The sequence below is a fragment of the Aminobacter niigataensis genome (assembly GCF_014200015.1).
Lineage (GTDB): Bacteria > Pseudomonadota > Alphaproteobacteria > Rhizobiales > Rhizobiaceae > Aminobacter > Aminobacter niigataensis.
Genome location: NZ_JACHOT010000001.1, coordinates 111,649 through 136,392 on the forward strand (window position 1 = coordinate 111,649; position 24,744 = coordinate 136,392).

General features: G+C 62.6%; 25 protein-coding genes. 10 read left to right on the forward strand and 15 right to left on the reverse strand.

Translation table 11 applies throughout. The annotated features are described in order from the left end of the window. Positions 1 to 31: 31 nt before the first annotated feature. Positions 32 to 400: a winged helix-turn-helix transcriptional regulator gene (locus tag GGQ99_RS00630; RefSeq protein ID WP_108607368.1), complete on the reverse strand. Its 369-nt coding sequence runs from the start codon at positions 398 to 400 to the stop codon at positions 32 to 34. 102 nt (positions 401 to 502) lie between these two features. Here GGQ99_RS00630 and GGQ99_RS00635 point away from each other — a divergent pair, with 102 nt between their 5' ends. Beyond that, positions 503 to 1,108, forward strand: coding sequence for an NADPH-dependent FMN reductase (locus GGQ99_RS00635; protein WP_183259953.1), 606 nt, complete (start codon positions 503 to 505; stop codon positions 1,106 to 1,108). Between the two features lie 69 nt (positions 1,109 to 1,177). Here the strand turns inward: GGQ99_RS00635 and GGQ99_RS00640 are convergent, their stop codons facing one another. The 5 genes from GGQ99_RS00640 to GGQ99_RS00660 form a co-directional block, all read right to left on the reverse strand. Beyond that, entirely contained in the window at positions 1,178 to 2,488 is a 1,311-nt protein-coding gene (locus GGQ99_RS00640) for a hemolysin family protein (RefSeq protein ID WP_108607370.1), read from the reverse strand. Positions 2,489 to 2,570: 82 nt separating this feature from the next. Beyond that, the gene (locus tag GGQ99_RS00645) at positions 2,571 to 3,278 is read right to left on the reverse strand and encodes an LssY C-terminal domain-containing protein (RefSeq protein ID WP_183259955.1); all 708 of its coding nucleotides are present in this window, start codon (positions 3,276 to 3,278) and stop codon (positions 2,571 to 2,573) included. Positions 3,279 to 3,367: 89 nt separating this feature from the next. Next, positions 3,368 to 4,393 carry an extensin-like domain-containing protein gene (locus GGQ99_RS00650; RefSeq protein WP_245439757.1) on the reverse strand — a complete coding sequence of 342 codons (1,026 nt, stop codon included), beginning with the start codon at positions 4,391 to 4,393 and terminating at the stop codon, positions 3,368 to 3,370. 100 nt (positions 4,394 to 4,493) lie between these two features. Next, entirely contained in the window at positions 4,494 to 5,465 is a 972-nt protein-coding gene (locus GGQ99_RS00655) for an extensin-like domain-containing protein (RefSeq protein WP_183259957.1), read from the reverse strand. A gap of 103 nt (positions 5,466 to 5,568) precedes the next feature. Further along, on the reverse strand, positions 5,569 to 5,994 hold the full coding sequence (locus GGQ99_RS00660) for a DUF3775 domain-containing protein (RefSeq protein ID WP_108609800.1): 426 nt from the start codon (positions 5,992 to 5,994) through the stop codon (positions 5,569 to 5,571). 154 nt (positions 5,995 to 6,148) lie between these two features. Between GGQ99_RS00660 and GGQ99_RS00665 the strand changes: the two genes are divergently transcribed. The 3 genes from GGQ99_RS00665 to GGQ99_RS00675 all read left to right on the forward strand — a co-directional run bounded on the left by GGQ99_RS00665 (position 6,149) and on the right by GGQ99_RS00675 (position 7,798). After that, complete coding sequence (locus tag GGQ99_RS00665) at positions 6,149 to 6,499, forward strand: DMT family protein (RefSeq protein WP_108607373.1); 351 nt, start codon at positions 6,149 to 6,151, stop codon at positions 6,497 to 6,499. A gap of 63 nt (positions 6,500 to 6,562) precedes the next feature. Further along, positions 6,563 to 7,150 (forward strand): tetratricopeptide repeat protein, encoded by a 588-nt coding sequence (locus GGQ99_RS00670; protein WP_183259960.1) that lies wholly within the window; start codon positions 6,563 to 6,565, stop codon positions 7,148 to 7,150. Positions 7,151 to 7,261: 111 nt separating this feature from the next. After that, positions 7,262 to 7,798, forward strand: coding sequence for a tetratricopeptide repeat protein (locus GGQ99_RS00675; protein WP_183259962.1), 537 nt, complete (start codon positions 7,262 to 7,264; stop codon positions 7,796 to 7,798). 75 nt (positions 7,799 to 7,873) lie between these two features. Here the strand turns inward: GGQ99_RS00675 and GGQ99_RS00680 are convergent, their stop codons facing one another. Next, positions 7,874 to 9,007, reverse strand: a complete 1,134-nt coding sequence (locus GGQ99_RS00680) for a PQQ-dependent sugar dehydrogenase (protein ID WP_183259964.1) — start codon at positions 9,005 to 9,007, stop codon at positions 7,874 to 7,876. A gap of 275 nt (positions 9,008 to 9,282) precedes the next feature. Between GGQ99_RS00680 and greA the strand changes: the two genes are divergently transcribed. The 3 genes from greA (at position 9,283) to GGQ99_RS00695 (ending at position 12,062) form a co-directional block, all read left to right on the forward strand. After that, positions 9,283 to 9,756, forward strand: coding sequence for a transcription elongation factor GreA (gene greA, locus GGQ99_RS00685; RefSeq protein WP_055970348.1), 474 nt, complete (start codon positions 9,283 to 9,285; stop codon positions 9,754 to 9,756). Between the two features lie 43 nt (positions 9,757 to 9,799). Further along, a complete protein-coding gene (locus tag GGQ99_RS00690; protein ID WP_246389358.1) occupies positions 9,800 to 10,888 on the forward strand; it encodes a glycosyltransferase family 4 protein in 1,089 nt (362 codons plus the stop codon). A gap of 214 nt (positions 10,889 to 11,102) precedes the next feature. Then, positions 11,103 to 12,062: a glycosyltransferase family protein gene (locus tag GGQ99_RS00695; protein ID WP_183259965.1), complete on the forward strand. Its 960-nt coding sequence runs from the start codon at positions 11,103 to 11,105 to the stop codon at positions 12,060 to 12,062. A 77-nt stretch (positions 12,063 to 12,139) separates the two neighbouring features. On the opposite strand, the gene GGQ99_RS00700 is transcribed toward GGQ99_RS00695, so the two are convergent. The 4 genes from GGQ99_RS00700 to GGQ99_RS00715 all read right to left on the reverse strand — a co-directional run bounded on the left by GGQ99_RS00700 (position 12,140) and on the right by GGQ99_RS00715 (position 15,392). Next, complete coding sequence (locus GGQ99_RS00700) at positions 12,140 to 13,006, reverse strand: glycosyltransferase family 2 protein (protein WP_183259967.1); 867 nt, start codon at positions 13,004 to 13,006, stop codon at positions 12,140 to 12,142. A 29-nt stretch (positions 13,007 to 13,035) separates the two neighbouring features. After that, a complete protein-coding gene (locus GGQ99_RS00705) occupies positions 13,036 to 13,917 on the reverse strand; it encodes a hypothetical protein (protein WP_210307720.1) in 882 nt (293 codons plus the stop codon). Beyond that, positions 13,890 to 14,681: a hypothetical protein gene (locus tag GGQ99_RS00710; RefSeq protein ID WP_199914593.1), complete on the reverse strand. Its 792-nt coding sequence runs from the start codon at positions 14,679 to 14,681 to the stop codon at positions 13,890 to 13,892. The genes GGQ99_RS00705 and GGQ99_RS00710 overlap by 28 nt, the downstream gene beginning before the upstream one ends. 240 nt (positions 14,682 to 14,921) lie before the next feature. Continuing rightward, a complete protein-coding gene (locus tag GGQ99_RS00715; RefSeq protein WP_055970335.1) occupies positions 14,922 to 15,392 on the reverse strand; it encodes an Lrp/AsnC family transcriptional regulator in 471 nt (156 codons plus the stop codon). Between the two features lie 242 nt (positions 15,393 to 15,634). Here GGQ99_RS00715 and trxB point away from each other — a divergent pair, with 242 nt between their 5' ends. Next, positions 15,635 to 16,609, forward strand: coding sequence for a thioredoxin-disulfide reductase (gene trxB / locus GGQ99_RS00720; protein WP_183259969.1), 975 nt, complete (start codon positions 15,635 to 15,637; stop codon positions 16,607 to 16,609). Positions 16,610 to 16,641: 32 nt separating this feature from the next. Further along, entirely contained in the window at positions 16,642 to 17,538 is an 897-nt protein-coding gene (locus GGQ99_RS00725; protein ID WP_108607380.1) for a LysR family transcriptional regulator, read from the forward strand. A 22-nt stretch (positions 17,539 to 17,560) separates the two neighbouring features. Here GGQ99_RS00725 and GGQ99_RS00730 read toward each other — a convergent pair whose 3' ends face one another. Next, positions 17,561 to 18,061, reverse strand: a complete 501-nt coding sequence (locus GGQ99_RS00730) for a methyltransferase family protein (RefSeq protein ID WP_183259972.1) — start codon at positions 18,059 to 18,061, stop codon at positions 17,561 to 17,563. A 786-nt stretch (positions 18,062 to 18,847) separates the two neighbouring features. Here GGQ99_RS00730 and GGQ99_RS00735 point away from each other — a divergent pair. Beyond that, positions 18,848 to 19,255 carry a GFA family protein gene (locus GGQ99_RS00735; RefSeq protein ID WP_183259973.1) on the forward strand — a complete coding sequence of 136 codons (408 nt, stop codon included), beginning with the start codon at positions 18,848 to 18,850 and terminating at the stop codon, positions 19,253 to 19,255. Between the two features lie 3 nt (positions 19,256 to 19,258). On the opposite strand, the gene msrP is transcribed toward GGQ99_RS00735, so the two are convergent. The 3 genes from msrP to GGQ99_RS00750 form a co-directional block, all read right to left on the reverse strand. Then, positions 19,259 to 20,218, reverse strand: a complete 960-nt coding sequence (gene msrP, locus GGQ99_RS00740) for a protein-methionine-sulfoxide reductase catalytic subunit MsrP (protein WP_183259975.1) — start codon at positions 20,216 to 20,218, stop codon at positions 19,259 to 19,261. Between the two features lie 178 nt (positions 20,219 to 20,396). Beyond that, positions 20,397 to 22,448, reverse strand: a complete 2,052-nt coding sequence (locus GGQ99_RS00745) for an elongation factor G (protein WP_183259978.1) — start codon at positions 22,446 to 22,448, stop codon at positions 20,397 to 20,399. Positions 22,449 to 22,721: 273 nt separating this feature from the next. Further along, a complete protein-coding gene (locus GGQ99_RS00750) occupies positions 22,722 to 24,611 on the reverse strand; it encodes an MFS transporter (RefSeq protein WP_183259979.1) in 1,890 nt (629 codons plus the stop codon). Between the last annotated feature and the right edge of the window lie 133 nt (positions 24,612 to 24,744).

Below are 24,744 nucleotides of genomic sequence, written 5' to 3' on the forward strand. Positions count from 1 at the left end.
GCCTCGAAGGACACACCACAAACACAGCCCTTCACTCAGCCGCTGCGTCAAACCTCATGCGCGCCTCGGCGACGCGGCCCTGATTGTGCCGTGCCCATTCGCCCAGCGCAAAGACCGGAACCAGCAACTCGCGGCCGAGGTCGGTCAACTCATAGTCGACGCGCGGCGGAATGGTCGGGAAGACCGTGCGGGTGAGGAAGCCGTCGCGCTCGAGCCCGCGCAGGGTGGTGGTCAGCATCTTCTGGGAAATGCCGCCGACGGCGTGGCGCAACTCGTTGAAGCGCATGGGGCCATCGCCGAGCTTGCCGACGACGAGCACGGTCCATTTGTCGCCGACACGCTGCAGGATATCGCTGACGGCGCGGCAATCCTCGGTGCGGTGCGGGTGCCTCGGTATCAAAAAAGTGCCTCCTTGTGCGCGTGAAATACAGTCACCTATATAGCGTCGGTATCCATCAGTTACCAGTATCGCTTCGATACCCACGCCCGAAAGGTTCCTGTCATGTCCAAACCCAAGATCGCCATAGTCGTCGGCTCGACGCGCGCCGCCCGCTTCGCCGACACACCGGTGGAGTGGATCTCCAAGATCGCAAAATCCCATGCGGATATCGAGGTCGAAGTTGTCGACCTGAGAGATTTCCCGCTGCCCTTCTTCGATGAGGTCGCCTCGTCTGCCTGGGTGCCGTCGCAGAGCGACGTGGCTCAACGCTGGCAAAAGAAGGTCGCCGAGTTCGACGGCTTCATCTTCACCGCCGCCGAATACAACCACGGCCCGACGGCGGTGCTGAAGAACGCGCTCGATTACGCCGCCAAGGAGTGGAACAAGAAGCCCGCCGGCTTCGTCGGTTATGGCGGCGTCGGTGGTGCGCGCGCGGTAGAGCAGTTGCGCATGCATGCGGTGGAACTGCAGATGGCGCCGACCAAGGCTGCCGTGCACATCGTCTGGGCCGATTTCCTGGCAGTGCGCCAGGGCGAGAAGAAGCTCTCGGACATCGAGCATCTCAACCAGGCAGCCAACGGGCTGATCGAAGAGATCACCTGGTGGGCGAAGGCGCTGAAGATCGCGCGTGAGGCGGATGTCCTGGCTGAGGAAGCCAAGGCTGCCTGAGCAACACGTGAACGACATTCCTCCCAGGGAATTGAGGGCGGCCTTGAGCCGCCCTTTTTTAATGCTGGCTCAGTGCCCCGACTTGCCGTGGCTGCCGGGCAGGCGGGAGGCCAGGACCTTGTCGATGCGGCGCCCGTCGAGGTCGACGACCTCGAAGCGCCAGCCCTGCGCGTCGACGCATTCGCCCGTCGTCGGCAAATGGTGCATGTGCGACAGCACATAGCCGGCGACGGTTTCGTAGTCGCGGTTCTCGGGCAGGTCGATGCTGAGCTGGTCCGCCATCTCGTCGGCCTGCATGTAGCCGGCAAGCAGCCACGAGCCGTCCTCACGCTGGACGGCATTGTCGACGTCGTCCTCGTCGAGATCGGAGCGGAACACGCCGGTGATCGCCTCGAGGATGTCGGCCGGCGAAACGATGCCTTCGAAATGGCCGTATTCGTCATGGACCAGCGCCATGGGCACTTCCGACTGCTTGAGCGTGGCGAGCACGTCGAGCGCGTCGGCCTGGTCGTGGGCAATCGGGGCGGTGCGCACATGCTTGCGCGGATCGAAGGCACGGCCGGCCAGGAGCGATGCGAGGATTTCCCGGGTCTGGACGACGCCGACCATGGCATCGACCGAGCCTTCGCCGGCGGGCAGGCGCGAATGCTGGGTTTCCATCAACAGCTTGCGGGTGGCAGCCTCGTCGGCCTGCAGGTTGATCCAGTCGACCTCGGTACGCGGGGTCATGACGGCGCGCACGGCGCGGTCGCCCAGGCGCATGACGCCGGCGATCATGCGGCGCTCGTCGGATTCGATGGTGCCGTGATGCTCGGCCTCGGCGACGAGCATCTTGATCTCCTCGTCGGTGACCTTTTCTTCGCTTTCGCCGCGCTGGCCGAGCAGCCACAACACGCCGCGACCCGAGATGTCGAGCAGCCAGACCAGGGGGGCGGCGACCTTGGCCAGCAGCGCCATGGCGGGCGCAACACGGACGGCGACGCCTTCGGGGTCGCGAAGTGCGATCTGCTTGGGCACGAGTTCGCCGATGATCAGCGAGCCATAGGTGATGGCGGCAACGACGATGCCGACGCCGAGTGCGTCGGCGGCGCCGGCGCGCACGCCATATTCTGCAAGGACGCCGCTCAGCCGCTGGCCCAGCGTGGCGCCGGAGAAGGCGCCGGAAAGCACGCCGACAAGCGTGATGCCGATCTGCACCGAGGACAGGAACCTGCCCGGGTTGGCGCCCAGTTCAAGCGCGCGACCAGCACCCGTGATGTTGCGGTCGATCATCGCCTTGAGGCGAGCTGGGCGGGAGGAGACGATGGCAAGTTCGGACATTGCCAGGAGGCCGTTCACACAGATGAGGACGACCACGATACCGATTTCAGCGTAAAGCATAATGATCGCTGCATAGCATTGCTTCCGCCCCTTCGAAAAGACGGCAGCGAAAATACTCTTACGTCAGGGCAGGACGCGGCGGCTATTCGTGCGGCGCAAGTACCGCAACCTTGACCTTGCCGTCGGTAAAGTAGGGGTCGCCACCGCCGTTGCGGCCTGTCTTGGTGAGCCCGATGCCGGGAACCGTCTCGACCGACAGGACGCGTCCGGCTGTGGTGAGATCGCGGATCACCTGGTCGCGCTCGGCGTCTATGTCGGGGGCGATGTGGTGCGTGATCTCGCCGGTGTCATGGCTGACGCCGACGCCGCGGTCGAAGCTCGCGGCGCCGTACCAGGTCGGCCGGCCGTCGGGTCCGAGGGCGAATGTCAGCCAGAGGCGAATGTGATGGCGGGTGTCGGGGCTCTTGCCGGCCGGCTTTTCGAAAGCGATGTCCTGAGGGCGGCCGTCGAGCAGCAGGGTGGATACAGGGGCATCGCGATAGGACCGGTCGAGCAGCACGCTTTCGCCGATTTCGAGCGACGATTTGAGGGAAAGGCCATCGGCGCGGTTCCAGCCTGCCGCAGCGAAAGCCCCGAGCAGATCGGCCTCGGTGCCGACAAGGCCGACATTGATGGGGTCGCCGGGGATGCCTTGCGGCGTGGTGGTCAGCAGGGCCGGGGGCTTGAGGCCATCGCGCAGGATGCGGAACGACCAGAATTCGGGCGCTGCAAAATAGGCAAGCGCGATATAGCTCGCGCACAAGGCCGCAAACCACAGGGTCGCCTGTCTGTGCAGTTTGCCCCTTGCCATCAGATGCTGCCGCCGGAGATGGATGAAGCCGGATTTCTATCCCTATTCAGGGTCGGGAGCAAACCGGAGCGCCGTGCAGCGATGCCGCGTCAGCGGCAGGCGCGATAGCCGTTGCGGCGCTGCTTGATGTCGAAATGGAAGTGGTTGCGGTGGTCGTAGTTGTAGCCGGGACCGAGCACCGTGTTGAAGTAGCTGCAGCCGTCGGCACGGATGGTGTTGAGGAAGCCACGGGTGCGGAAGGCAAACAGGCCCGGCTTTTCGACGTCAATGTCGCGGCCGTTGTTGAGCTCGATGCGCATGATGTCGAGCGCATTGCCCTTGCCGTGTTCCGACAAGGTGCGCGAGCCGGCAATCTTGCGACAGGAATAGCTCGAACCCTGATGGATCGTCTTGACGCCGGAGAAATAGCGCAGGCGCGCGGCCGGCACCAGGTCACGCTTGGTCCAGGCCGCGAAGCTGGCTGCCATCTGGCAGGTGACGGTGGCTGCCGGCTTCATCTGCACCGAACCGATGGCCGAGACCTTGACCGGATAGTCGATGCCGCAGGCAGCACCGTTGCTGATCGACGGCAGGTCGCGATACTGCACGTCGAGCTTCTTGAGGTCGGCGCGGCAATCGACCTCGTCGGCCGGCATGACTGCCGGTCGCATCGGCGCCGTCTGCGGCTGGTTCGAAGGATCGTCGAGCCTGGGATAGGCGACCATGGAGGGATTGGAGGGCACAAGCGTCTGCAGCCCACGGGCCGGGACAAGGGCTGCGGTCCTTACCGGCTGCGGCTGCTGCGGCTCGATCTGGCCGAGATTTTCGGCCTGTGCGTCCAGTGTCGGTTCGATAGCCGGGGGAACCGACGCCATCGTCGGATCGGACATGTCATAGGTCAGGTCGGCGGCATCTGCGGGCGCGGCATTTGCTTGCGGAATGGCTTCGACAGGCGCCAGCGAGGCGGTCTGCGAGCCGACATCGACGGCCGGCTGGAGCGCGAAGACGTCGCCCGACGTGCAGGAGCTGACACCCAGGCCGACCACGACAAGCGTCGTGGCAAGCAGCAAGGCGCGCCGGCGCGAGGCACGGCGCGATGGTTCGGCTGGGCTGGCGGCGCGCGAATCTGCGGCCATGCGAAGGCTCCTGTCCCCTTGAGGGACTAAGCCTAGCTGCCAACGGTAAAGGAAAGATCAGCGCTGCGATTCACAGCTGCGGCCAAATTGCGGCGCGGGCCTATTGGCAGAAGGTGCCGCCGTTGCGCCGAGGGGCGAGGTCGAAGTGGAAATGCAGGGCGTGGTCAGCATCGCTGCCGGGGCCAAGCACGGTCTTGAACGGGCCGCAGGCGGCCTTGCGGATTTGAGAGAGGAACTTGGCATTCTTCGCTGGCGGTGCCGGCTCGACATCAATGGCTGTGCCCTTGGTCAGGGTGAAGCGGGATATGTCGAGCGCATTGCCGAAGGCGTGTTCCGACAGCTTCCTGGTGCCGTTGCGCGGGCGGCAGACATAGGCCGAGGCCTGGCCGACCGTTGCCAGCTCTTCGCCGAACTCGGCCTTTGCCGCCGGTGAGATGACGTTTGTGGCAAAGCGCGCCGAGGCTTCGGCGGCGGCACAGTTGATGACGGCGTCGGGCGCAATGTCGATCGAGGCGGCAAGCCGCTTCAGCTTGAGCGGAAAGGGCAGCGCGCAGCCATCGGCATTGCTCTGTGGCGCTGCCTCTTCGAACTCGGCGCCAAGCAGCTTGAGGCGCGCCCGACAAGCCGTCTCGTCGGCAGGCATGGTGGTGGGCCGCTCTGCATGGGAGCGCTTGTCGGGCAGCATCTTCGGCGCTGGTGGGCCGAACATCTCCCCGGTGGAGGGTTTGCCGGACGCCCGACCGGGACGCACAGGTGGAACGGGCACGGCGGCCGGTACAGCTTCGGCATGCAGCGGCGTTTCAGGCAGTGGCGGGCCGAACATCGGGCGCTCTGGTCGCTGGGCCGCCGGCGGGCGCGGCCGGGGTGTCGGGATCGCGGCCTGCCCCGTCGCCTGCACTTCGGCCGCCGGCGATAGTTCGGGCAGGGGCGGTGCAGGGGCAGCCTGCGGCACCGGTGCGCGAACGGGCAAGGCGGGCCTTCCGCTATCGGCAAAGCCGTGCGGCATCACGGCGAAAGTCGCCAGCGGCAGTATCAGGATCAGGGAAAACAGGCGGCGCTTGCATGTGTGCATCGACGCTCAACGCCACCGGCCGGCCGCGGGTTGCCGAAACAACAGGGGCAGGGCCATCAAATTCGGTGACGGGACTGTCATCAATGAAGGCAGGCAAGGCCGCTCACGCGCCCAGCGCCTCAAGCCCTTCTTCGAGCCAGTCGCCCAGCATCGGCATGCCAAGCAAATATTTGGCGGTGCGGCGGTTGCCCCGCTGCCGCGCTTCGGCGACCGCGTCCGACCATTCCGCGGCGTCGTAGTCGCCGCGCCCGACCCAGGCGAGTGCCACGAGCTCAGCCGCCTGGTCGACATTGAGGTCGGCGATCAGCCCGCGCAGCTCTTTTTCCGTGAGGTTTTCCGCCTCTTCCTCGGCGAGCCCGTCATGACGATGGTTGTCGTGGGTGTCGCCGTCATATTCGATCTCGTGTTCGGCGCCGTCCTCGTAATCCTCATTGACGCCGGCGCTGATCGCCTTGGCCTTGAGGATGAACAGCCTGACGGTGTCCGGGCCGATGGTCAGGTCCCACTCTTTTTCGCGCCGCTGCTGCACGAGCGTGCTCCTGTTGCCTTCCCCCGGCTGATGATAGCGCATTTGGCGGCAACGTCACTGCCTCGATATTCGCGGCGTGGTTGCCGTGGTTGACATGACTTTAGGAGAGGCGGATATAGCGCGCCTTCCTCCCCCCTCCAGACGGTATTTCCCCATGGCTTTTCTGCTTTCGCCCAAGGTTCTTCCTGTGCTGATGCTGATCGCGTCCAACGTGTTCATGACGTTCGCCTGGTACGGGCACCTGAAGTTCAAGGCGGCTCCGCTCTATGCGGCGGTCATTTTCTCCTGGCTGATCGCCTTCTTCGAATACTGGCTGGCGGTGCCGGCCAACCGCATTGGCCACGAGTTTTATACGGCGGCGGAACTGAAGACGATTCAGGAGGTGGTCACGCTCAGTGTCTTCGTGATCTTCTCGGTGTTCTATCTCAAGGAAGGCATCACCTGGAACCACGCCATGGGCTTCGCTTTGATCGCCGGCGGGGCGGCGCTGATTTTCCGCGGCTGAGGCAGGACGAAATGCTGCCTTCGATGCGTTGACCTTGTCGAGGACGCATCGGTGGAGGTAGCCATGCAGACGCGATTTCTGAGACTTCTGGCAGGGGCGCTGGTGTCCTTGCCGCTGTTTGCCGTTCCCGCATTCTCCGCCGATGGTGGCGGAGGCGGCAATTCAGGCGGCGGCAATTCCGGCGGGGGTATGGGCGGTGGCGGTGGCAACGGCGGCGACCAGGTGAAGTGCCGCACCGGCCTCGTCTACAACAAGAAGACCAAGAAGTGCGAAGCGCCCAAGGCCGGCATGATCGACGACGACAGCCTGTACCTGGCGGGCCGGGCGCTTGCGATGGACGGCCGGTATGACGACGCGATCAAGGTGCTGACGCTCGCCGCCGACAAGACCGATGCGCGCATCCTCAACTATCTCGGCTATTCGCACCGCAAGGCCGGGCGAATCCTGGTCGGGCTCGGCTATTACCAGGAGGCGATACTCAACGATCCCGACTACATGCCGGTGCGCGAATATATGGGCGAGGCGCACCTGACGCTCGGCGACGTCGGCGGGGCGCGGCTGCAATTGTCGGAGATCGAGAAGCGCTGCGGGGCGGGCTGCCGCGAATACGGCCTGCTGGCCGAGCAGATCGAAACCTATCTCAAGAGCTAGGCTTGGAATGCTGCTCGGAGCCGGCATTCATGCAGCTCCGGCAACATGGCTCGGATGAAATGCGGCCTCAAATGCGTTACTCTGGCGATGGGCACATTTTAGGAGGTAGCGATGCAGACCCGAATTGCGAAAGTGCTTGCTGGCGTTGTCGTGTCGCTGCCCTTGCTGGCGGCGCCGGTGTTCTCGGCCGATAGCGGCGGGAGCAGCAGCGGCGACGAGGTGAAATGCAACAACGGCATGGTCTACAACAAGAAGACCAAGAAATGCGAACCGCCCAAGGCCGGCATGATCGACGACGACAGCCTCTATTCGGCGGGCCGTGCACTTGCCATGGACGGCAAGTATGACGAGGCGATCAAGGTGCTGACGCTTGCCGCCGACAAGGCCGACCCGCGCATCCTCAACTATCTCGGCTATTCGCACCGCAAGGCCGGCCGCGTGCTCGTCGGCCTCGGCTACTACCAGGAAGCGCTGCGCAACAATCCCGACTACACGCTGGTGCGCGAATACATGGGCGAGGCGCACCTGATGCTCGGCGATGTCGCGGCTGCCCGCGTGCAACTGTCGGAGATCGGGAAGCGCTGCGGCAAGGGCTGCCGCGAATACGGCCTGCTGGAACAACAGATCGACGCCTATCTGCGGGGGTAGCCGGCGCTGTAAGGCAGTAGGGCTCTAGGGCAAATACTGACTGCCCTATTCCCCTACTGCCTTATTGCCTTGCCCCTAATCCCCCCGCGACAGCCTGACGATGGTGCCGTTGCTTTCGTCGGTGAGCAGCCAGACCGAGCCATCCGGGGCGACGTTGACATCCCTGATTCGGCCGAACGCGCCGTCGAGCATCCGTTCCTCGTCGAGAACGTTGCCCTTGGCGTCGCGGTCGAGGCGGCTCAGCAACTCGAATTTCAGCGACCCGACGAGAAGGTCGCCTTTCCATTCCGGGAACATGTCGCCCTGATAGCTGGCGAGCCCGGAAGGAGCGATCGACGGGTCCCAGTAATACAGCGGTTGCTCGTAACCCTTGGCTGATGTGCCGACGCCGATCTTTTCGCCGGAATAGTCCCTGCCGTAGGTGATGACCGGCCAGCCATAATTCCTGCCGGCCAGCGGGCGGTTCAATTCGTCGCCACCCTGGGCACCATGCTCGACGGTGATCAGCCCGCCCAGCACCGGATCGAAGGTTGCACCTTGCAGGTTGCGATGGCCCTTGGACCATATTTCCGGCGCCATGACCTTGCCGTCGGGCGAGGGATTGTCGGCCGGAACCGAGCCGTCGGCATTGATGCGGATGACGGCGCCGGCGTGATCGTGCATGTCCTGGGCGCGGTTGCCATCGCCGCGGTCGCCGGTGGTGACGAACAGCGTGCCGTCGTCGTTGACGACGATTCGCGAGCCGAAATGCTGTCCGGCATTGCTCTTGCGGTTCATCGAAAAGATGACTTTCACCTCTTCGAGCCGTGCGGCAGCACCTTCCCGGACCAGCTTCGCCCGGGCAAGGGCCGTGCCCGCGCCGCCGCGTCCGGGCTCGGAGAAGCTGAAGAAGATGGTGCCGGAACGTTCGAAGTCGCGTGCGACGGCGATGTCGAGCAGGCCGCCCTGGCCGCGGACCTGGACCTTCGGCACTCCAGCCACCGGCGCCGACAGTCCGTCCTGCGACAGGATGCGGATATTGCCGGAGCGTTCGGTGACGATGGCTTCGTTGCCCGGCAGGAAGTCGAGCCCCCAGGGGTGGTCGAGCCCATCGGTAATGACGTCGGCGCGCAGCGTGACGTTGTCTGTGTTGTAGCTTTGGCTCTCGGCGAGGGCCGGCGAACCAACCAGGGCGAACATGAATGCGAGTAGCGGCGTGCTGTTGCTCATCTATCGGACATAGGTGGAAAGGCCGGCGCGGCAACGGGGATAGAGCATCAAAGCAATCACAAGCGGGTGAAGCGGGGACGGCTCAGGTTGTCTGCACCAACAGGTCTATGGTGGTAAACGAATTTTTTGACGTGAATTCTGCGGCAGGATTGCTATATTCGCCGGAGATAGAGGTGAGACGGTTCCGTTAGCCGAGGCTGCCGGACCGTTTTCTTTTTTTGTGCCTCGCGGCAGCAATAGGCAAGCCGCGCGGCAAAGGCCAGGAGAGGTCGACTATGAACAAGGTTCCGATGACGGCGGGTGGATTCGTCGCGCTGAAGGAAGAGCTGCGCTGGCGCCAGCAGGAAGAGCGTCCGCGCATCATCGAGGCCATTGCCGAGGCGCGCTCGCATGGCGACCTTTCGGAGAATGCCGAATACCATGCCGCCAAGGAATCGCAGAGCCTCAACGAGGGCCGGGTCAACGAACTCGAGGACCTGATCGCGCGCGCCGAGGTGATCGATGTCACCAAGCTGAACGGCGACAAGATCAAGTTCGGCGCCACCGTTGTGCTCGTCGACGACGATACCGAGGAAAAAAAGACCTACCAGATCGTCGGCGACCAGGAAGCCGACGTGAAGTCGGGCCGCATCTCGATCTCCTCGCCGATCGCGCGCGCGCTGATCGGCAAGGAAGTCGGCGACGCCATCGAGGTCAACGCGCCGGGCGGCGCACGCGGCTACGAAATCGTCCAGGTGCAGTTCATCTGAGGCAACAGGCGGCATTGGCTGTGGCGATGCCGGATCAGACACGATGAACAAAGCAAACAACCGCGCCGAAAAATCCGGCGCGGTCGACATGGCGCGCATCGAGGTGATCGCGCCCAATCTCAAGAAGCGGCTTTCGGGCGTCACCAGCACCATCGTGCAACTGGTGCCGGTGCAGGCGCGCGACCTCGGCATCGCCGTGTTCGGGCCGGGCCTGCCCGACAGCCTGCCGACCATGCGCTGGTGGCAGTTGCCGTCGCTACTGAGGCGTCCGGCCTCGCGGCGGCCGCGCATCTGGCACGCGAGGCGCAATATCGAGATGGTGGCGGGCCTAGTGCTGCGCCACGTCTTTCGGGCGCCGCTCAGGCTGGTGTTCACCTCCGCCGCCCAGCGCGACCATCGGCCCTTCACCAAATGGTTGATCCGCAGGATGGATGGCGTGATCGCCACCAGCCGGCTGTCGGGAGGCTTCCTCGAAGTGCCGCACAAGGTCGTAATGCATGGCGTGGACCTTGAAAAATTTCATCCCGCGCGCACGGCGGATGATGCGTTTTCCGCTGCCGGCTTGCCCGGCCAACGTGCGATCGGCTGCTTCGGCCGGGTCCGTCACTCCAAGGGCACCGACCTGTTCGTCGATGCGATGATTGCGCTTCTGCCCGATCATCCGCAATGGACGGCCGTGATCACCGGCCGCGTGACATCGGAGCACAAGGGCTTCGCCGACGAACTCAAGCAGCGCATCGCTGCGGCCGGACTGTCCGACCGGATCCTGTTCCTCGGCGAGGTGCCTGATGTCGCCGTGTGGTACCGCAGGGTGACGCTCTATGTCGCGCCCTCGCGCAATGAAGGGTTCGGCCTGACGCCGCTGGAGGCGATGGCCTCGCGCACGGCGGTGGTGGCAAGCGATGCCGGGTCCTATTCCGAAATCGTGACGCCCGGCAGCACGGGCGTCGTGGTGCAGGCCGGCGATGGCAACGCGCTGCGAGAGGCGATCAGGCCATATCTCGGCGATCCGGCGTTGGCCGAGGCGCATGGGGCTGCGGGGAGCGAGGATGTGGCGAGAAGATTCCGCCTCGAGGACGAAGCCGCGGGAATATGTGAGGTCTACGAGCGAGTGTGGGCCGGCCGCGGATGAAGCCTGAAACCGTGCGGTTCGCTTGCAGCGGATGGTTGGCATGGCGAGAACTGGGTGAAGAAGCACGATGAGCAGCAGCAGTCGCTGAAATCAGGCCTTTTCCGAACGGATCGATCACAAGCGTGTCGGGAAAGGTCGGAGAAATAGTTGGACTGAAAAAGCTGTTGCGAGCGCCTGTTGAGCGTGGTCAAATTAAGCGGAAGTAGGTAATATCTTGCCGTTGAATCTGGATAAAATATTGCGAAAGGCCAGAGGTATCCGGCCCTTTGGTGACGTTTATTTCAAACGATTATACAGAAAGATCGAACGATCAGAGTTTATTTTCATCCATTCAATTACCAATAATATTGGCGACCTCATGTCATGCCCGGTAAGGTATTTTGATAGGTTTACGGCTCATAACTCTATCGAATTGAGCAGCAAGGAAATATTGGAAGTATCTAAATTTGGCGGGTCTGAATTTCTTTTGAAGCTCCTTGAGGGGAAAATTGTCTGTTTTGGCGGCGGTGGCCTAATTGGACTGGACCGTCACGATGTACACGACAAGGTCATTGAATTTCTGACTATGTTCGCTGATCGTGGAGGCGACGTGGTTGTATGGGGCGCTGGCCATAACAGGACTGTGGGATTTCGCGAATGGTTGGACGGGGTTGGTTCCAGCCCTTATCCATCATCGTTTGAGAAGTTTCGGCTGGTTGGACTCCGTGATTACCCAAACCCATACGATTGGGTTCCCTGTGTAAGTTGCTTGCATCCTGTATTTGACGAAAAAATTCCTAGTCAATACGAGTGTGTCGCGTTTCTTCACGGTCACGAATCTAGTCAATTTGGAGATGAATTCTCAAGCGTTCCAAATATCTATAATATTAGCAAAGGAAGCAAGGATAATTCTGAAAGTTACTTCTTAAAATGCATTAATATAATTGGATCCGGTGATAATGTTGTAACAAACAGTTATCACGGGTTGTATTGGGCGACATTGCTCGGGAAGAAAGTGATTGCTATTCAAAACTCTAGCAAATTCTTAGACTTTAGATACAAATACGAGAATTGCTTGGATTTTAAGGATTGGAGGAAACATGTCGGAAAGGGAAATCTTCACCAGAGTGCACTAATGGATTGCAGAAGTGCGAATACGGAATTCCTGAAGAAATTTGAACTTCTAATGAATTAATAAAGATGAACGATCCGCGAGTATTCGGTTTCGTTTTTGAATATTTCATCTCTGATTTTGCGACACTGCCCTGTCTTTCAGAAGCGTGTAAGCCGATCATCTCTCAAGAGCGTCGCGCGATTGCTTGAATCAAGCCATTGGCTCAAGCCCCGTTCAGCCCAGGTCAGCCTATTGTGGCGGGTATTTTCCTTGACCCCATGGCTCCGCTCTTTCATCCCCTGAGTGACGTAGCCATGGCCATGATGGAGATGGAGGGCAATGGCGGAGTAGCGGATGTGCCGGGGTTCTATGCCGACATGCCGCAGACGAAGGCCGAATTCCACGTCGAGGCCGCCATATTGCATGTCCTCGTTGAAGCCGTTGATCTGGATCGCCTGGCTCCTAAGGCATGACGCACTGTGGCCGTTCCAGGTCGGCCGTGCCGGTGATAGCCGGTTCAGCCATTCGTCGAACGGACTTGTGGCTACTACTTTCAGCAGCTTAGAGGTGAAGGGAAGCCCGTGCCGCATCAACCAGAAGGCGTTGAACGCCTGCTGTCCGGCAATGTCGTCTTGCGTCAATGCCTTGGACACGTTGGGCGGAAGCTTGAAATAGCCGCCGGTCAGGAAGCGATCCGGTTGCGCCAACCGCGTGTGCACCTCCACGAAGTCCCGGCGCGGCACGCAGTCGCCATCGGTGAGCAGGATGCGTTCGCCTTGCGCTACAGCGATCGCCTTGTTCAGTATCCGGCATTTCTGGAAACCTTCATCGGGCTGCCAGACGTGTGCGATCGGGACCGGACTGTTGGGCGCCATCGCCGCGAGCATTTCGCGGGTTTCGTCACTGGAGCCGTCATCGGCAATCACGAGTTCGAAATCATGGCGGTCCTGGGCGAAATAGCCCCACAGCACCTTCTGGAGCCAGAGCGGTGAATTGTAGGTGGAGATGATGACGCTTGTCTGCATGCTTTTCGTCCTGGTTCGCTCCAAACCTGTCAGCTCGAACGCGGAAACCCGTATTTCCTGACCATATTCTGGATGCACCGGTCGTTCGCGCCGCCGATGAGGTTCTCGGCCTGCAATGACGTCGTCTGGCTGCCTGGCCAGTCTATGATCTTGGCCTTTCCCGGCAGCTTTTCGCCGACATGTCCGTTCATCCGCCACATCCAATATAGCCATACGTCGTCGGCGCTCGGGCTCAACTCCGAGAAGAGCGCGACGTTACATACGTCCTCATGGAAGGCGTCCGGCGGGTAGAGAACTCCCATCACGCCCGTCGGAAAGATGAGCGGAGAGGTTGCGGCCGGTGCGATATCCCGTCGCCAATCCACGTAGGGTGCTGGATCACCATTGCCTGTCACAGCGATCCGGTGCGCGCGATGGCATATGACATGCCTCTTGGAAGGATTGTATGCGACTGTGAGCTTTTCGACGCAATCCGCCCGGTAGTAGACGTCGTCGTCCACGGTGATGACGAAGCAATCCTTGTGGTTTTGCAGTGTGGGTATGATTTTCGTGTAGGCCCGCATGTCGGTGCAGGTGGCGATTTCAAGGCCGTGCCCGCGCAGTTCGAGAACGTTCTCGGGTACCAGCGGGTAATCCTCGTGGGATACCCACAGGATGGTCGTGTCTGGTCGGACAGTCTGAAAAAGGATCGACTTCAGCGTGAGCGCCAACGTGTCGAAGCGCCCCGGGTAGCTCGTCAGAGAGACAATCAGAGGCTTCGGCAGGCCGTGTGTCCGGGCCCCCCCAAGGGACGCTGACCGGTCATCAATCTCCTTCAATGCCCGTTTGAGCCTGACGCTCTTCTTCAGCGCTTTGAATTTTGCCGGGATATTGAGCATGGCGCCTAGCTTTCCCAATGCTTTCGCAGCCATTCCGTGTCGCCGATCCGGCGATACCAGCGCTGTCCGCCGCCGGCCAGAACCTCGCTCATCTTCGGGCTGCCAGCGAAGACGACGATGCGCGCTCCTGGCGGCACGGTCGGGTCCTGCAGGAAGCTCTTGAAGTGGCGAGGCACGCAATGGTTTTTGTAGCTGACGCACCATTCGCGTGGCCAGTATTGCAGGTTGCCATGCGCCGCAAGCTGCGCGCTCTGGAATTGCTGGGAGATCTCGTACCGGTCGAGCGCGCCGGCCGGATCGGCGACGTATGCGTCGAGAATATAGGCATGGGCGCCGATCTCGTAGCGAAACACGGAACTGTTGCCTACGGACGCAAGGAAGCGATCGCGCTTTCGATTGAGCTTGCGCAGCGGCTTGCTCCGGAAAAGATCATCGTCACGGATGATGAGGAATTCGCCCGGCTGCTCGAAGAAGGGGTCGAGATCATCAACGACCACGAGGTCGAGGTCGAGGAAAAGTGTCGTGCCTTGCAGGTCGGCCAGATCGCGGCGGAAAAGAGCGAGCTTGCGCCAACGTCTGTCTTGTCGGCCGGTGGGCAAGTCCAGAGTGGGGAGCGGCAACGCCTCGATATCTTTGTCCAACCCGGTGGTATCGTCCGTGAAGCAGACGAAGCGATGCGGACGCTTCAGATGCTTAGCGACGCCGCGGCGCAGATTGTTGACGTATTCCGGGCCGTAGAGCGATCCCCATTTTATGCAGATCACATTGACTGCATTGTCCAGACCTGAATTCGGCATCTTACCGTTCTGCTCCGCTCTCAGCCTGTTCGCCAAATACGTTCATGAATACACTTGTAACTCACTGCGAACCACATTCTAACCTTGGGAGCCGAGCCAATGACCATTTCGTCCGGTTTCTTCTAGCCGGAAACGGCCCAACTTCCATCGTGGTGAAATTATCGCCTGAGGAGCAGGCGACCTTCTAGATGAGACCGCCGTCCATGTCCATTCGGACGCTGCCGAAGGAGCGTCCCGCCCCTAAATCCCCACCAGTCCTTCATCCTTCACCTGCCGGATCGTCAGTGCGGTGCGCACCGTATCGACGTTGGGTGACGAGGTCAGTTCCTCGATGACGAAAGTCTGGAAGGTGCCGAGATCGGGAGCCAGGCAGTGCAGCATGAAGTCGGATTCGCCCGAGACCATCCAGGCGCTGCGCACGATCGGCCAGTTGCGCGTGCGGTCGGCGAAGGCCTTGAGGTCGACTTCGGACTGGCGGTTGAGGCCGACGAGGCAGAAGGCGACGACGTCCATGCCGAGAGCAGGGGCGTTGAGCAAGGCGCGGTAGCGCTGGATGATGCCTTCGTCCTCCAGCCGCTTGACCCGGCGCAGGCAGGGCGGCGCCGAGATGCCGACGCGGCGCGACAGTTCGACATTGGTCATGCGGCCGTCATCCTGCAACTCGCGCAGGATCTTCCAGTCGATGGCGTCGAGGTCGGCCTTGATCGGCATGTTCGCTCCAGGTCTTGCGCAAGAATCTTGCGCATCCTTGTAATTAAACTACTCGCAGCCATTGGGAAGCCCAAGCTTCAGAAATCGCCGCGGGGCATGGGCGCGTTCCCTCGGAGATCAAGCTTTCGGGGGAGTAACATCTTGTCGCCTTGCGCGGGGCAGGGGTGAACACCTAGATTAGAGGCGATCTGCGCCCCGTCTTGCGGGGTGCTGCTTTTTTCATCGACCACGAAGGCCCCACGATGACCGCCAAACATGCGCCAGTCCTCATCATCGGTTCGGGTCCTGCCGGATACACGGCAGCGATCTATGCGGCGCGCGCCATGCTCAAGCCGATGCTCGTCGCTGGCATGCAGCAGGGCGGCCAGTTGATGATAACCACCGACGTCGAGAACTATCCGGGCTTCGCCGAACCGATCCAGGGGCCCTGGCTGATGGAGCAGATGCGGGCGCAGGCCGAGCATGTCGGCACCGAGATGGTCCACGACATCATCACCGAGGTCGATCTCGACGTGCGGCCGTTCCGCGCCAAGGGCGATTCCGGCACGATCTACACGGCCGACGCGCTGATCATCGCCACCGGGGCTCAGGCCAAATGGCTCGGCCTACCGAGCGAGCAGGTGTTCCAGGGCTTTGGCGTTTCGGCATGCGCCACCTGCGACGGCTTCTTCTACCGCGGCAAGGACGTGGTGGTGGTCGGCGGCGGCAACTCGGCGGTTGAGGAGGCACTCTACCTCTCCAATCTCGCCAAGACGGTGACGGTGGTTCACCGGCGCGACCATTTCCGCGCCGAGCGCATCCTGCAGGAGCGGCTGTTTGCCAAGGACAATATCAAGGTGATCTGGGATCACGCAGTCGAAGAGATCGTCGGTGCTGCGGCGCAGAAGCCGCTGCCGCCTTCGGTCAACGGTATCAGGCTCAAGAACGTACACACGGGTGCTGTCACCGAAATGGCGACCGACGGCGTATTCGTGGCGATCGGCCATGCGCCGGCGGTCGAGCTGTTCGTCGGCAAGCTGAAGCAGAAGCCGAACGGCTATCTCTGGACCGAGGCGAACTCGACGCGCACCAACGTGCCGGGCGTGTTCGCCGCCGGCGACGTGACCGACGACATCTATCGCCAGGCGGTGACGGCTGCGGGCCTTGGCTGCATGGCCGCCCTCGAAGCTGAAAAGTATCTCGCGGGAATTGAAGTGCATCGCGAAGCGGCCGAATAGGCCGGCCAGACGCCTGACATAAGAGGGGAAAAATGGCGTTGGATTGGGATAAGTTGCGCGTGTTTCACGCAGCGGCGGAGGCTGGCTCTTTCACGCATGCGGCGGAGACGCTGAGGCTGTCGCAGTCGGCCATCTCACGCCAGGTCAGCGCGCTCGAGCACGACATCGGCGTGCCTCTGTTCCACCGCCACGCGCGCGGCCTGGTGCTGACCGAGCAGGGCGAGATGCTGTTCCGCACCGCCCACGACGTGCTGATGAAGCTCGAGACGATCAAGACCAGGCTGACCGAGACCAAGGACAGGCCGTCGGGCGTGTTACGCGTGACGACAACGGTCGGCCTCGGCGCCGGCTGGCTGACCGAGCGCATCCAGGAGTTCCTCGCACTCTATCCCGACATCCAGCTGCAGCTGATCCTCGCCAACGAGGAGCTCGACCTGACCATGCGCCAGGCCGACTGCGCCATCCGCCTGCGCCAGCCGCAGCAGCCCGACCTGATCCAGCGCCGGCTGTTCACCGTGCATTTCCACCTCTATGCCTCGCCGGCCTACGTCAACAAATTTGGCAAGCCGGCGTCGATCGCCGAGCTCAAGAGCCACCGCATCGTCACCTTCGGCCTGCCGGTGCCGACGCATCTGAGCGAACTCAACTGGCTGGAGACGGTCGGTGACTTCGAGGGCGGTCAGCGCGTGCCGACGCTGCAGATCAACGACATCCTGTCGATCAAGAAGGCGGTGCAGACCGGTGCCGGCATCGCCATGCTGCCCGACTATGTCGTGGGCAAGGACGACGGGCTGGTGCAGCTCCTGCCCGAAACCGAGGTGCCGTCCTTCGACACCTATTTCGCCTATCCCGACACGATGAAGGAACAGGCCAAGCTGCACGTGTTCCGCGACTTCGTCATCTCCAAGGCACGCAGCTGGGCCTTCTGAGGCCCGGTTCCCAGGCACGGCATCAGCCATCGCCGCGCCACGGCGTGAGGCGCGGCAGCCAGCCGGGCACGTTGTTGCGGTAGGCTTGGTATTGCGCGCCATAGCGGCGCGTCAGGACCGGCTCTTCATAGAAACGCACGAAGGCGGCCATGGCGGCGCCGATGGCAATCGCATAGGCAACGAGCGGCCCGTGCGCGAAGATCAGCGCCTGGCCGAGGATGATCGCCAGTACGGCGACATACATCGGGTTGCGGACGTGGCGATAGGCGCCGCCGATGACCAGCCGTTCGGTCGGCGCGACCGGGGCAGGCGTGCCCGAACCCTCCACAGCGAAGCGGGCGAAGGCATGCAGCAGCACGCCGAGCCCGACCGCGACGAGCATTGAACCTGAGATGACGAACGCCGCGCTGGCCAGGGGCAGGCCATGGTTTGCCGTGAGCAGCCAGGGAACCAGGCCGGCAACGATGCCGGGTGCGGCCAGGAAGAAGACGGCGCTGCCGAGCACTGCGGATGGTTTGCGCAAAGCCTGCACTCCCATTGATCGTGTTGCTTGGAGATTGCGCATGGTGCCGTTTCTGCCGCAACAATGGCCTGGTGCTGCCCGAACCGGCGCCATTGCACTGCAGCATGGAATTCGGTGGCACTTTCGCTGAAAATCCCCGCTCCAAAGTGCGTTGCAGCATCGACATCTTGCGTATTTCGCCGCAAATTCTGGTCCTATCGGGCCTCTAACATTGTTGGACCACAGCTCGTGCCTTTTTGCATGCGTGCGTTGCAAAATAGATGCTTGTTTGTTGGGCATGGAGAGCACATATATTGATCATCTCCAGGGCGCGTTCCTCCTCCCATTAGCGCCCTCGAGTGTTCCCCTCTGGAGGTTAGCCTTAATCGGCACTTCCAAACAAACTCAGCCGGATCTTCTTGGATCCGGCTTTTTTGTTGCCCGCTTCCAGGCGATCCAGCCCACGTAACAGTGACATGTAACCCCGGGTAACGTTCCCCGAACACACTGACGCGCCTAGTTTTTGCTTGGACGCGGTGATGGCGCGCCGGGAGATGGGGGCATCACCCGTGCGAGCCAGGGCTCAGGCAAAGCGCCGCGTCCAGCAGATTGCCAACGACCCAAGACGTTGGCCACGTAGCGGCGGACCTGCCGTCCCGCCTCCCGCGGAACGGTCCGCAAAAAAGCGGTGCCCGAGGATTGCCTCGGGCACCGCTTTTGTTTTTTCCGGGACGTGTGTTTTACGTCGGGCGAGAGCCTGTGATTCCGTTTTCCTGATCACTGGCAGAAGCATTCGTGGGGGACAGCATGAGCAAGGTATCGGCAGCAAAGCTGCCAACCTATTCCGGCGGCTGCCTTTGCGGTGCCGTTCGCTTCGAGGCTCTCGGGCGTGCCGCCAAGCCGCACACATGTTCATGCCGTTCCTGCCAGCGCCACACCGGTGCGTTGACCGCCTCCTGGGTTGAGTTTGCCAGCGGGGAGGTCAGGTGGACCGGACCTGGTGGTGTGCCATCGCTCTATCGCTCTTCGGACTATTCGAGCCGCGCCTTTTGTCCCGCCTGCGGCAGTTCGCTTGGCGCAGTCGACGATGAACCCGTCGTGGCATTGTTGCTCGGTGTCTTCGACAAGCCTGGCGCGGTTGAGCTGATGCCGACCGCCCATTCGTTCGAGGACGGGCGGCCGAAATGGTGGCACGTCGAGGTCGAGGCCGGGTAGGGCTCACATGTAGAGCTTGGCCGGGTCCTTGCCGGCGTAAAGCTGGCCGACCTCGGCGCCATAGCCGTTGAACAACTGGGTCGGCACCAGTTCTCCGGTGTGAAGCACACGCTCCCTGGCCTGGCTCCAGCGCGGATGCGGCACCTCGGGGTTCACGTTTGCCCAGAAGCCGTATTCGCTCGGCTGGATCGCTTCCCAGAGACCGACAGGCTGCTCGGCAACGAAGTCGATCTTGCGGATCGACTTGATCGACTTGAAGCCATACTTCCACGGCAGCGCGAGACGTAGCGGCGCGCCGAACTGCTTGCCCAGGGGTTTGTCATAAGCGCCGGTGACGAGGAAGGGCAGGTCGAGTGCCGCCTCCTCGATGGTAACACCTTCGACATAGGGCCATGGGTAGACGAAGTCGTTCTGGCCGGGCGCCATCTCTGGATCGAGAAAGGTCTCGAAGCGGATGAACTTTGCATCTGCCTTGGGACTGGCGAGCGCCACCAGTGCCTTGAGCGGAAAACCGCTCCACGGAATGGTCATCGACCAGGCCTCGACGCAGCGGTGGCGGTAGAGCCGCGTCTCCAGCGGGAATTTTCGGATCAGGTCGTCGATGCCGAGCGTCATCGGCTTGTCGACCAGCCCGCCGATCTGCACCTCCCAGGGCCGCGTCTTGAGCTGCTGTGCGTTGGCGGCGATCTCCTTGTAGGTGCCGTATTCATAGAAGTTGTTGTAGTTGGCGTTGATCTCTTCGGGCGTCAGCGAGCGGTCGAGCTTGTAGGTTGTGTTCGGCTTGGCCGGATAGAGGTCGGCGGTCGGGTCCTTGTCCTCGGCGCGAGCCGGCCGCGGCAGCGTGGCGGCTGCAAGGCCGAGCCCCATGCCGGCGAGAATCGAGCGGCGGTTGAGGAACATCTCCTCGGGCGTGGCCTGAGCCTCGCTGATTGCCCAGGACGGGCGGCGGTGTACGAATGCCATGCTCGGTTCTCCAAAAGTCGGCTCGCAAGGTCGCCCCTGCGGACCGCGAAATCAACGTGGTCACGTTCACATACGTATGCGAACGCTGCCGCGTTTCAGTGTCTTGCCCAATCCAAGATCAACAGAGCGTGAGCAGCAAGGACCGGACGGCCGCTGGCGCCGTCCGGTCCTTGCAATGTCACGCCGCCTTGCCGGCCGACTGCATCGCCTCGTCGGCGAGGCGGCCGGTCAGTTCTGCCATGTGGTCGAACTCGGCGCGGTAGGTGGCAGCACCCGCGGTCGCCGAGCGCAGCTCGATGATCAGGTCGCTGATTTCGGATTGCGGCATCGTCGCCTCGACCACGTCCCAGCCCGGCCAGTCGGCGCGCGCGTCGTAGCCGAGGATCTGGCCGCGGCGCTGGGGCACGAGCGCGATGATGCGCGCGGTGGCATCCGACGGCGTGAAGATCTCGACCTTCATGACAGGTTCGAGCAGAACCGGCGAACAGCTTGGCATGCCCTCCTTCATCGCGATCTTGGCCGCCATCTGGAAAGCCATGTCGGAGGAATCGACGCTGTGGAACGAGCCGTCCGACAGGTTGACGGCGATGTCGACGACCGGAAAGCCGAGCGGGCCGATCTTGAGGAAGTCGCGCGCACCGGCCTCCACCGACTGGATATACTGCTTGGGCACGACGCCGCCGGTGATGGTGTCGGTGAACTCGAAACCCGAGCCGCGCGGCAGCGGCTTGATCTCGATGACGACGTCGCCGAACTGGCCGTGGCCGCCCGACTGCTTCTTGTGGCGGCCGCGCTGCTGGACGGCCTTGCGGATCGTCTCGCGATAGGGCACCGCCGGCGCATAGCCTTCGACGGCGATCTGGTTGCGGCCTTCGAGACGCTCGCGCACGACCCTGAGATGCATTTCACCATGGCCCGACAGCACCGTTTCGGCCGAGTCCTGGTTGTGATGCAGGGTCAGCGAGGGGTCTTCCTCGGCGAGGCGCTGGATGGCGGCCGACATCTTGACCTCGTCCTTGCGCTCCTTGGGCCGCAGCGCGAAGGCATAGACCGGTTTCGGCGGCTCGAGCCTGACGAGGGGCTTCATGCCGCCCTTGGCCGATGTCAGCGTCTGGCCGGTGGCAACGTTGTCGAGCTTGCCGAGCGCCACGGTATCGCCGGCGCCGGCGTTGGAGAGCTTGGACTGGTCCTTGCCAAGCATGCGATAGATGCCGGAAACCTTCGCTGTGTCGGTGGTGTTGAGCCAGAGCTCGGCGCCGTCGGTGACCTGGCCGGACAGGATGCGCGATACCGACAGCTTGCCGGCATGCGAGGTGTGGATGGTCTTCATCACCTGCACTATGGCTGCACTGCCCTCTGCTATTCCGAGCCGCTTGCGGGTCGCCTCGACGTCGGGGGCGTCGTGGCGGATGGCCTTCAACAGCCTGAGCGCGCCATTGCCCTTTTCGGCCGAGCCGATCAGCACCGGGGTGACGGCGCCATCGCGCAGGTCGGCGGCAAGGTCGTCGAAAATCTCGTCCTTCGGCGGCTCGATCTCTTCAAGCAACTGCTCCATCAGCTGGTCGTCGTGGTCGGCGAGCGTCTCGAGCATGGCGAAACGGGCTTCGAGTTCGCGCGCCTTCTCGTCGCCGGGGATCTCGGCGATCTCGCTCTCAGCATATTCGCGGTAGATGTAGGCGCGTTCCAGCGCGAGGTCGATCGAGCCGACGACGGCGCCGTCCTTGCGCAGCGGGATCTGGCGCAGCAGCAAGGGCGTGCGGCTGACCGGCTGCAGCAGCTTGAGCGCATCGCGCACGCCTGATGTCGCCTTGTCGATCTTGTTGAGGAACAGGATGCGTGGCACGCCGAGATCGTCAAGCTTGCGCATGATCAGCTGCAAGGCGGGGATCTTCTTTTCGTCAGGCTCGGCGACCACGACCGCCAGGTCGCAGGCGGCAAGGATCGGGTCAGCCTCGAAGGCGAACTCGACCGAGCCGGGGCAATCGACGAAGGTGATGCTCTCGCCCATGAACTGCGTGGTGGCGAAGACCGCGTCGACGCTCATGGCGTGAGCCCGGGCCTCGGCCGAATGGTCGGAGACGGTGTTGCCCGACGATACTGGTTGCTGCTTGGGAATGGCGCCCGTGCGGGCGAGAAGGGCTTCAAGAAGAGTGGTTTTACCGCTGGCAAAGGGACCGACGATGGCGATGCATTTCGGTCCCGTGCGTCTTCCTCCGGCGCGACTACCCATGAGAGCTGACCTCCACTCAGGCATTTTTCCCTGAATGCGGCGGCCGGCCTGTTCGGCCGTCGCGGGCAATGACGTGTGGTGTTTTCCTCCCGGTCGAACATATCGTCACACGGCTTTGCGGGGAGGGCAAGGGGAAGGGCGCCCGGGGCCCGACCTTTGAAGCAGGCAAGATGCGGGGAGGGCCTTGCCGGTGCGAAGCGACGCCATCCCCAGAAAACAAAAAAAGCCCGGCAGGTTGGCACCTGCCGGGCTTTTTAGCGTTTGTGCCGAGGATCAGTCCTTGGCGTTGAGGTCGGTGCCGAGCGTGTCCTTGACGAACAGCGTGCCGATGATCAGCGTCATGGCGGCAATCGCGATCGGGTACCAGAGGCCGTAGTAGATGTCGCCGGCCGCAGCACTCATGGCGAATGCGGTTGCCGGCAGCAGGCCGCCGAACCAGCCGTTGCCGATGTGGTAGGGCAGCGACATGCCGGTGTAGCGGATGCGGGTCGGGAACATCTCGACCAGGATCGCGGCGATCGGGCCGTAGACCATGGTCACGTAGATGACCAGCACGGTGAGGATGGCGATGACCATCGGCCAGCTCACTGCTGCCGGATCGGCGACCATGGCGAAGGAGCCGCCGGCGGGGATGTTGAAGAAGCCGACTTCCGGAGCACCGGCTGCCTCTTCAGCGGTAACGATCTTGTCCTTGATCGCCTGTTCGGTCGGAACGGTGGTCTTTTCGCCGGCGCGGATGGCGGCGGCGTCGAGCTTGAGCTCGGGGTTGGCGGCAATGAAGGCGTCGAGCTTCTGGTCGGCAACCTTGGCAGCACCACGGACCAGCGGGTAACCGCCGTCGTGAAGGGCGATGTTGACTGCCTTGACGAAGGCAGCGTCGCTCGCCTTGGCAGCATCGCCCGCGGCGATGGCGTCATAGGAGGTGACGGTCTCGTCGCCGATCTTGACCGAAGCAGGCGTGCCCGGAGCCGCCGTGGTGACGACGTCATAAGGAACCGAGTTCTTGGTCAGGAACGACGTCGCGATATCGCAGGAAGTGGTGAATTTCGCGGTGCCCACCGGGTTGAACTGGAACTTGCAGTCGCCAGGAGCGGCGGTGACGGTGGCGCGAACGTTCTGCTGGGCGGTGGCGAGTGCCGGGTTTGCGGCCCAGGTCAGAGCCTTGAACAGCGGGAAGTAGGTGACGATGGCGAGTGCCAGGCCAGCCATGATGATCGGCTTGCGGCCGATCTTGTCGGACAGCCAGCCGAACAGCACGAAAAAGCCGGTGCCGAGCAGTAGCGAAATCGCGATCATGATGTTGACGGCCTGGGCGTCGACCTTGAGCACGTTCTGCAGGAAGAACAGTGCGTAGAACTGGCCCGAGTACCACACCACGGCCTGGCCGGCGGTGAGGCCGAACAGCGCGAGCAGCGCGATCTTGGCGTTCTTCCACTGACCGAAGGCTTCCGACAGCGGTGCCTTGGAACCCTTGCCCTCTTCCTTCATGCGCTGGAAGGTCGGCGATTCCGAAAGCGACAGACGGATCCACACCGAGATGCCGAGCAGGATGAAGGAGAGCAGGAACGGAACGCGCCAGCCCCAGGCGGCGAAGGCTTCCTTGCCGAGCCAGGTCTGCACCACCAGGATGACGACCAGCGACAGGAACAGGCCGAGCGTCGCGGTGGTCTGGATCCACGAGGTGTAGTAGCCGCGGCGGTCATCGGGGGCGTGCTCGGCGACATAGGTCGCAGCACCGCCATACTCACCGCCGAGCGCCAGGCCCTGCAGCATGCGCAGCGCGATCAGGATGACCGGAGCGGCGATGCCGATCGTGGCGGAACCGGGCAGCAGGCCGACGAAGAAGGTCGACAGGCCCATGATCAGGATGGTGACGAGGAAGGTGTATTTGCGGCCGACGAGGTCGCCGATGCGGCCGAAGACGAGCGCGCCGAACGGACGCACCAGGAAGCCGGCAGCGAAAGCAAGCAGCGCGAAGATATTACGCGTCGCCTCGGGGTAGGAGGCGAAGAAGGTCGCGCCGATGAAGGCTGCGAGTGAACCGTAAAGGTAGAAATCGTACCATTCGAACACGGTGCCGAGCGAAGAAGCGAAGATGACTTTCTTCTCTTCTCGCGTCATGCCTCGCCCGCGGCGGGCGTCGGCGGTTGCCGAAATTGCCATAATTGTCTCCTCCCAGAGTGCCGGCGGTAAAGGCCTGGAGAGCAATCTCCGGGGGAATCCGCCGAACCTAACCACGGTCGAAGTGATAACGCCGGGAGGCGGGCGTTATCCATCGCTGCTTTGGGATTATGAC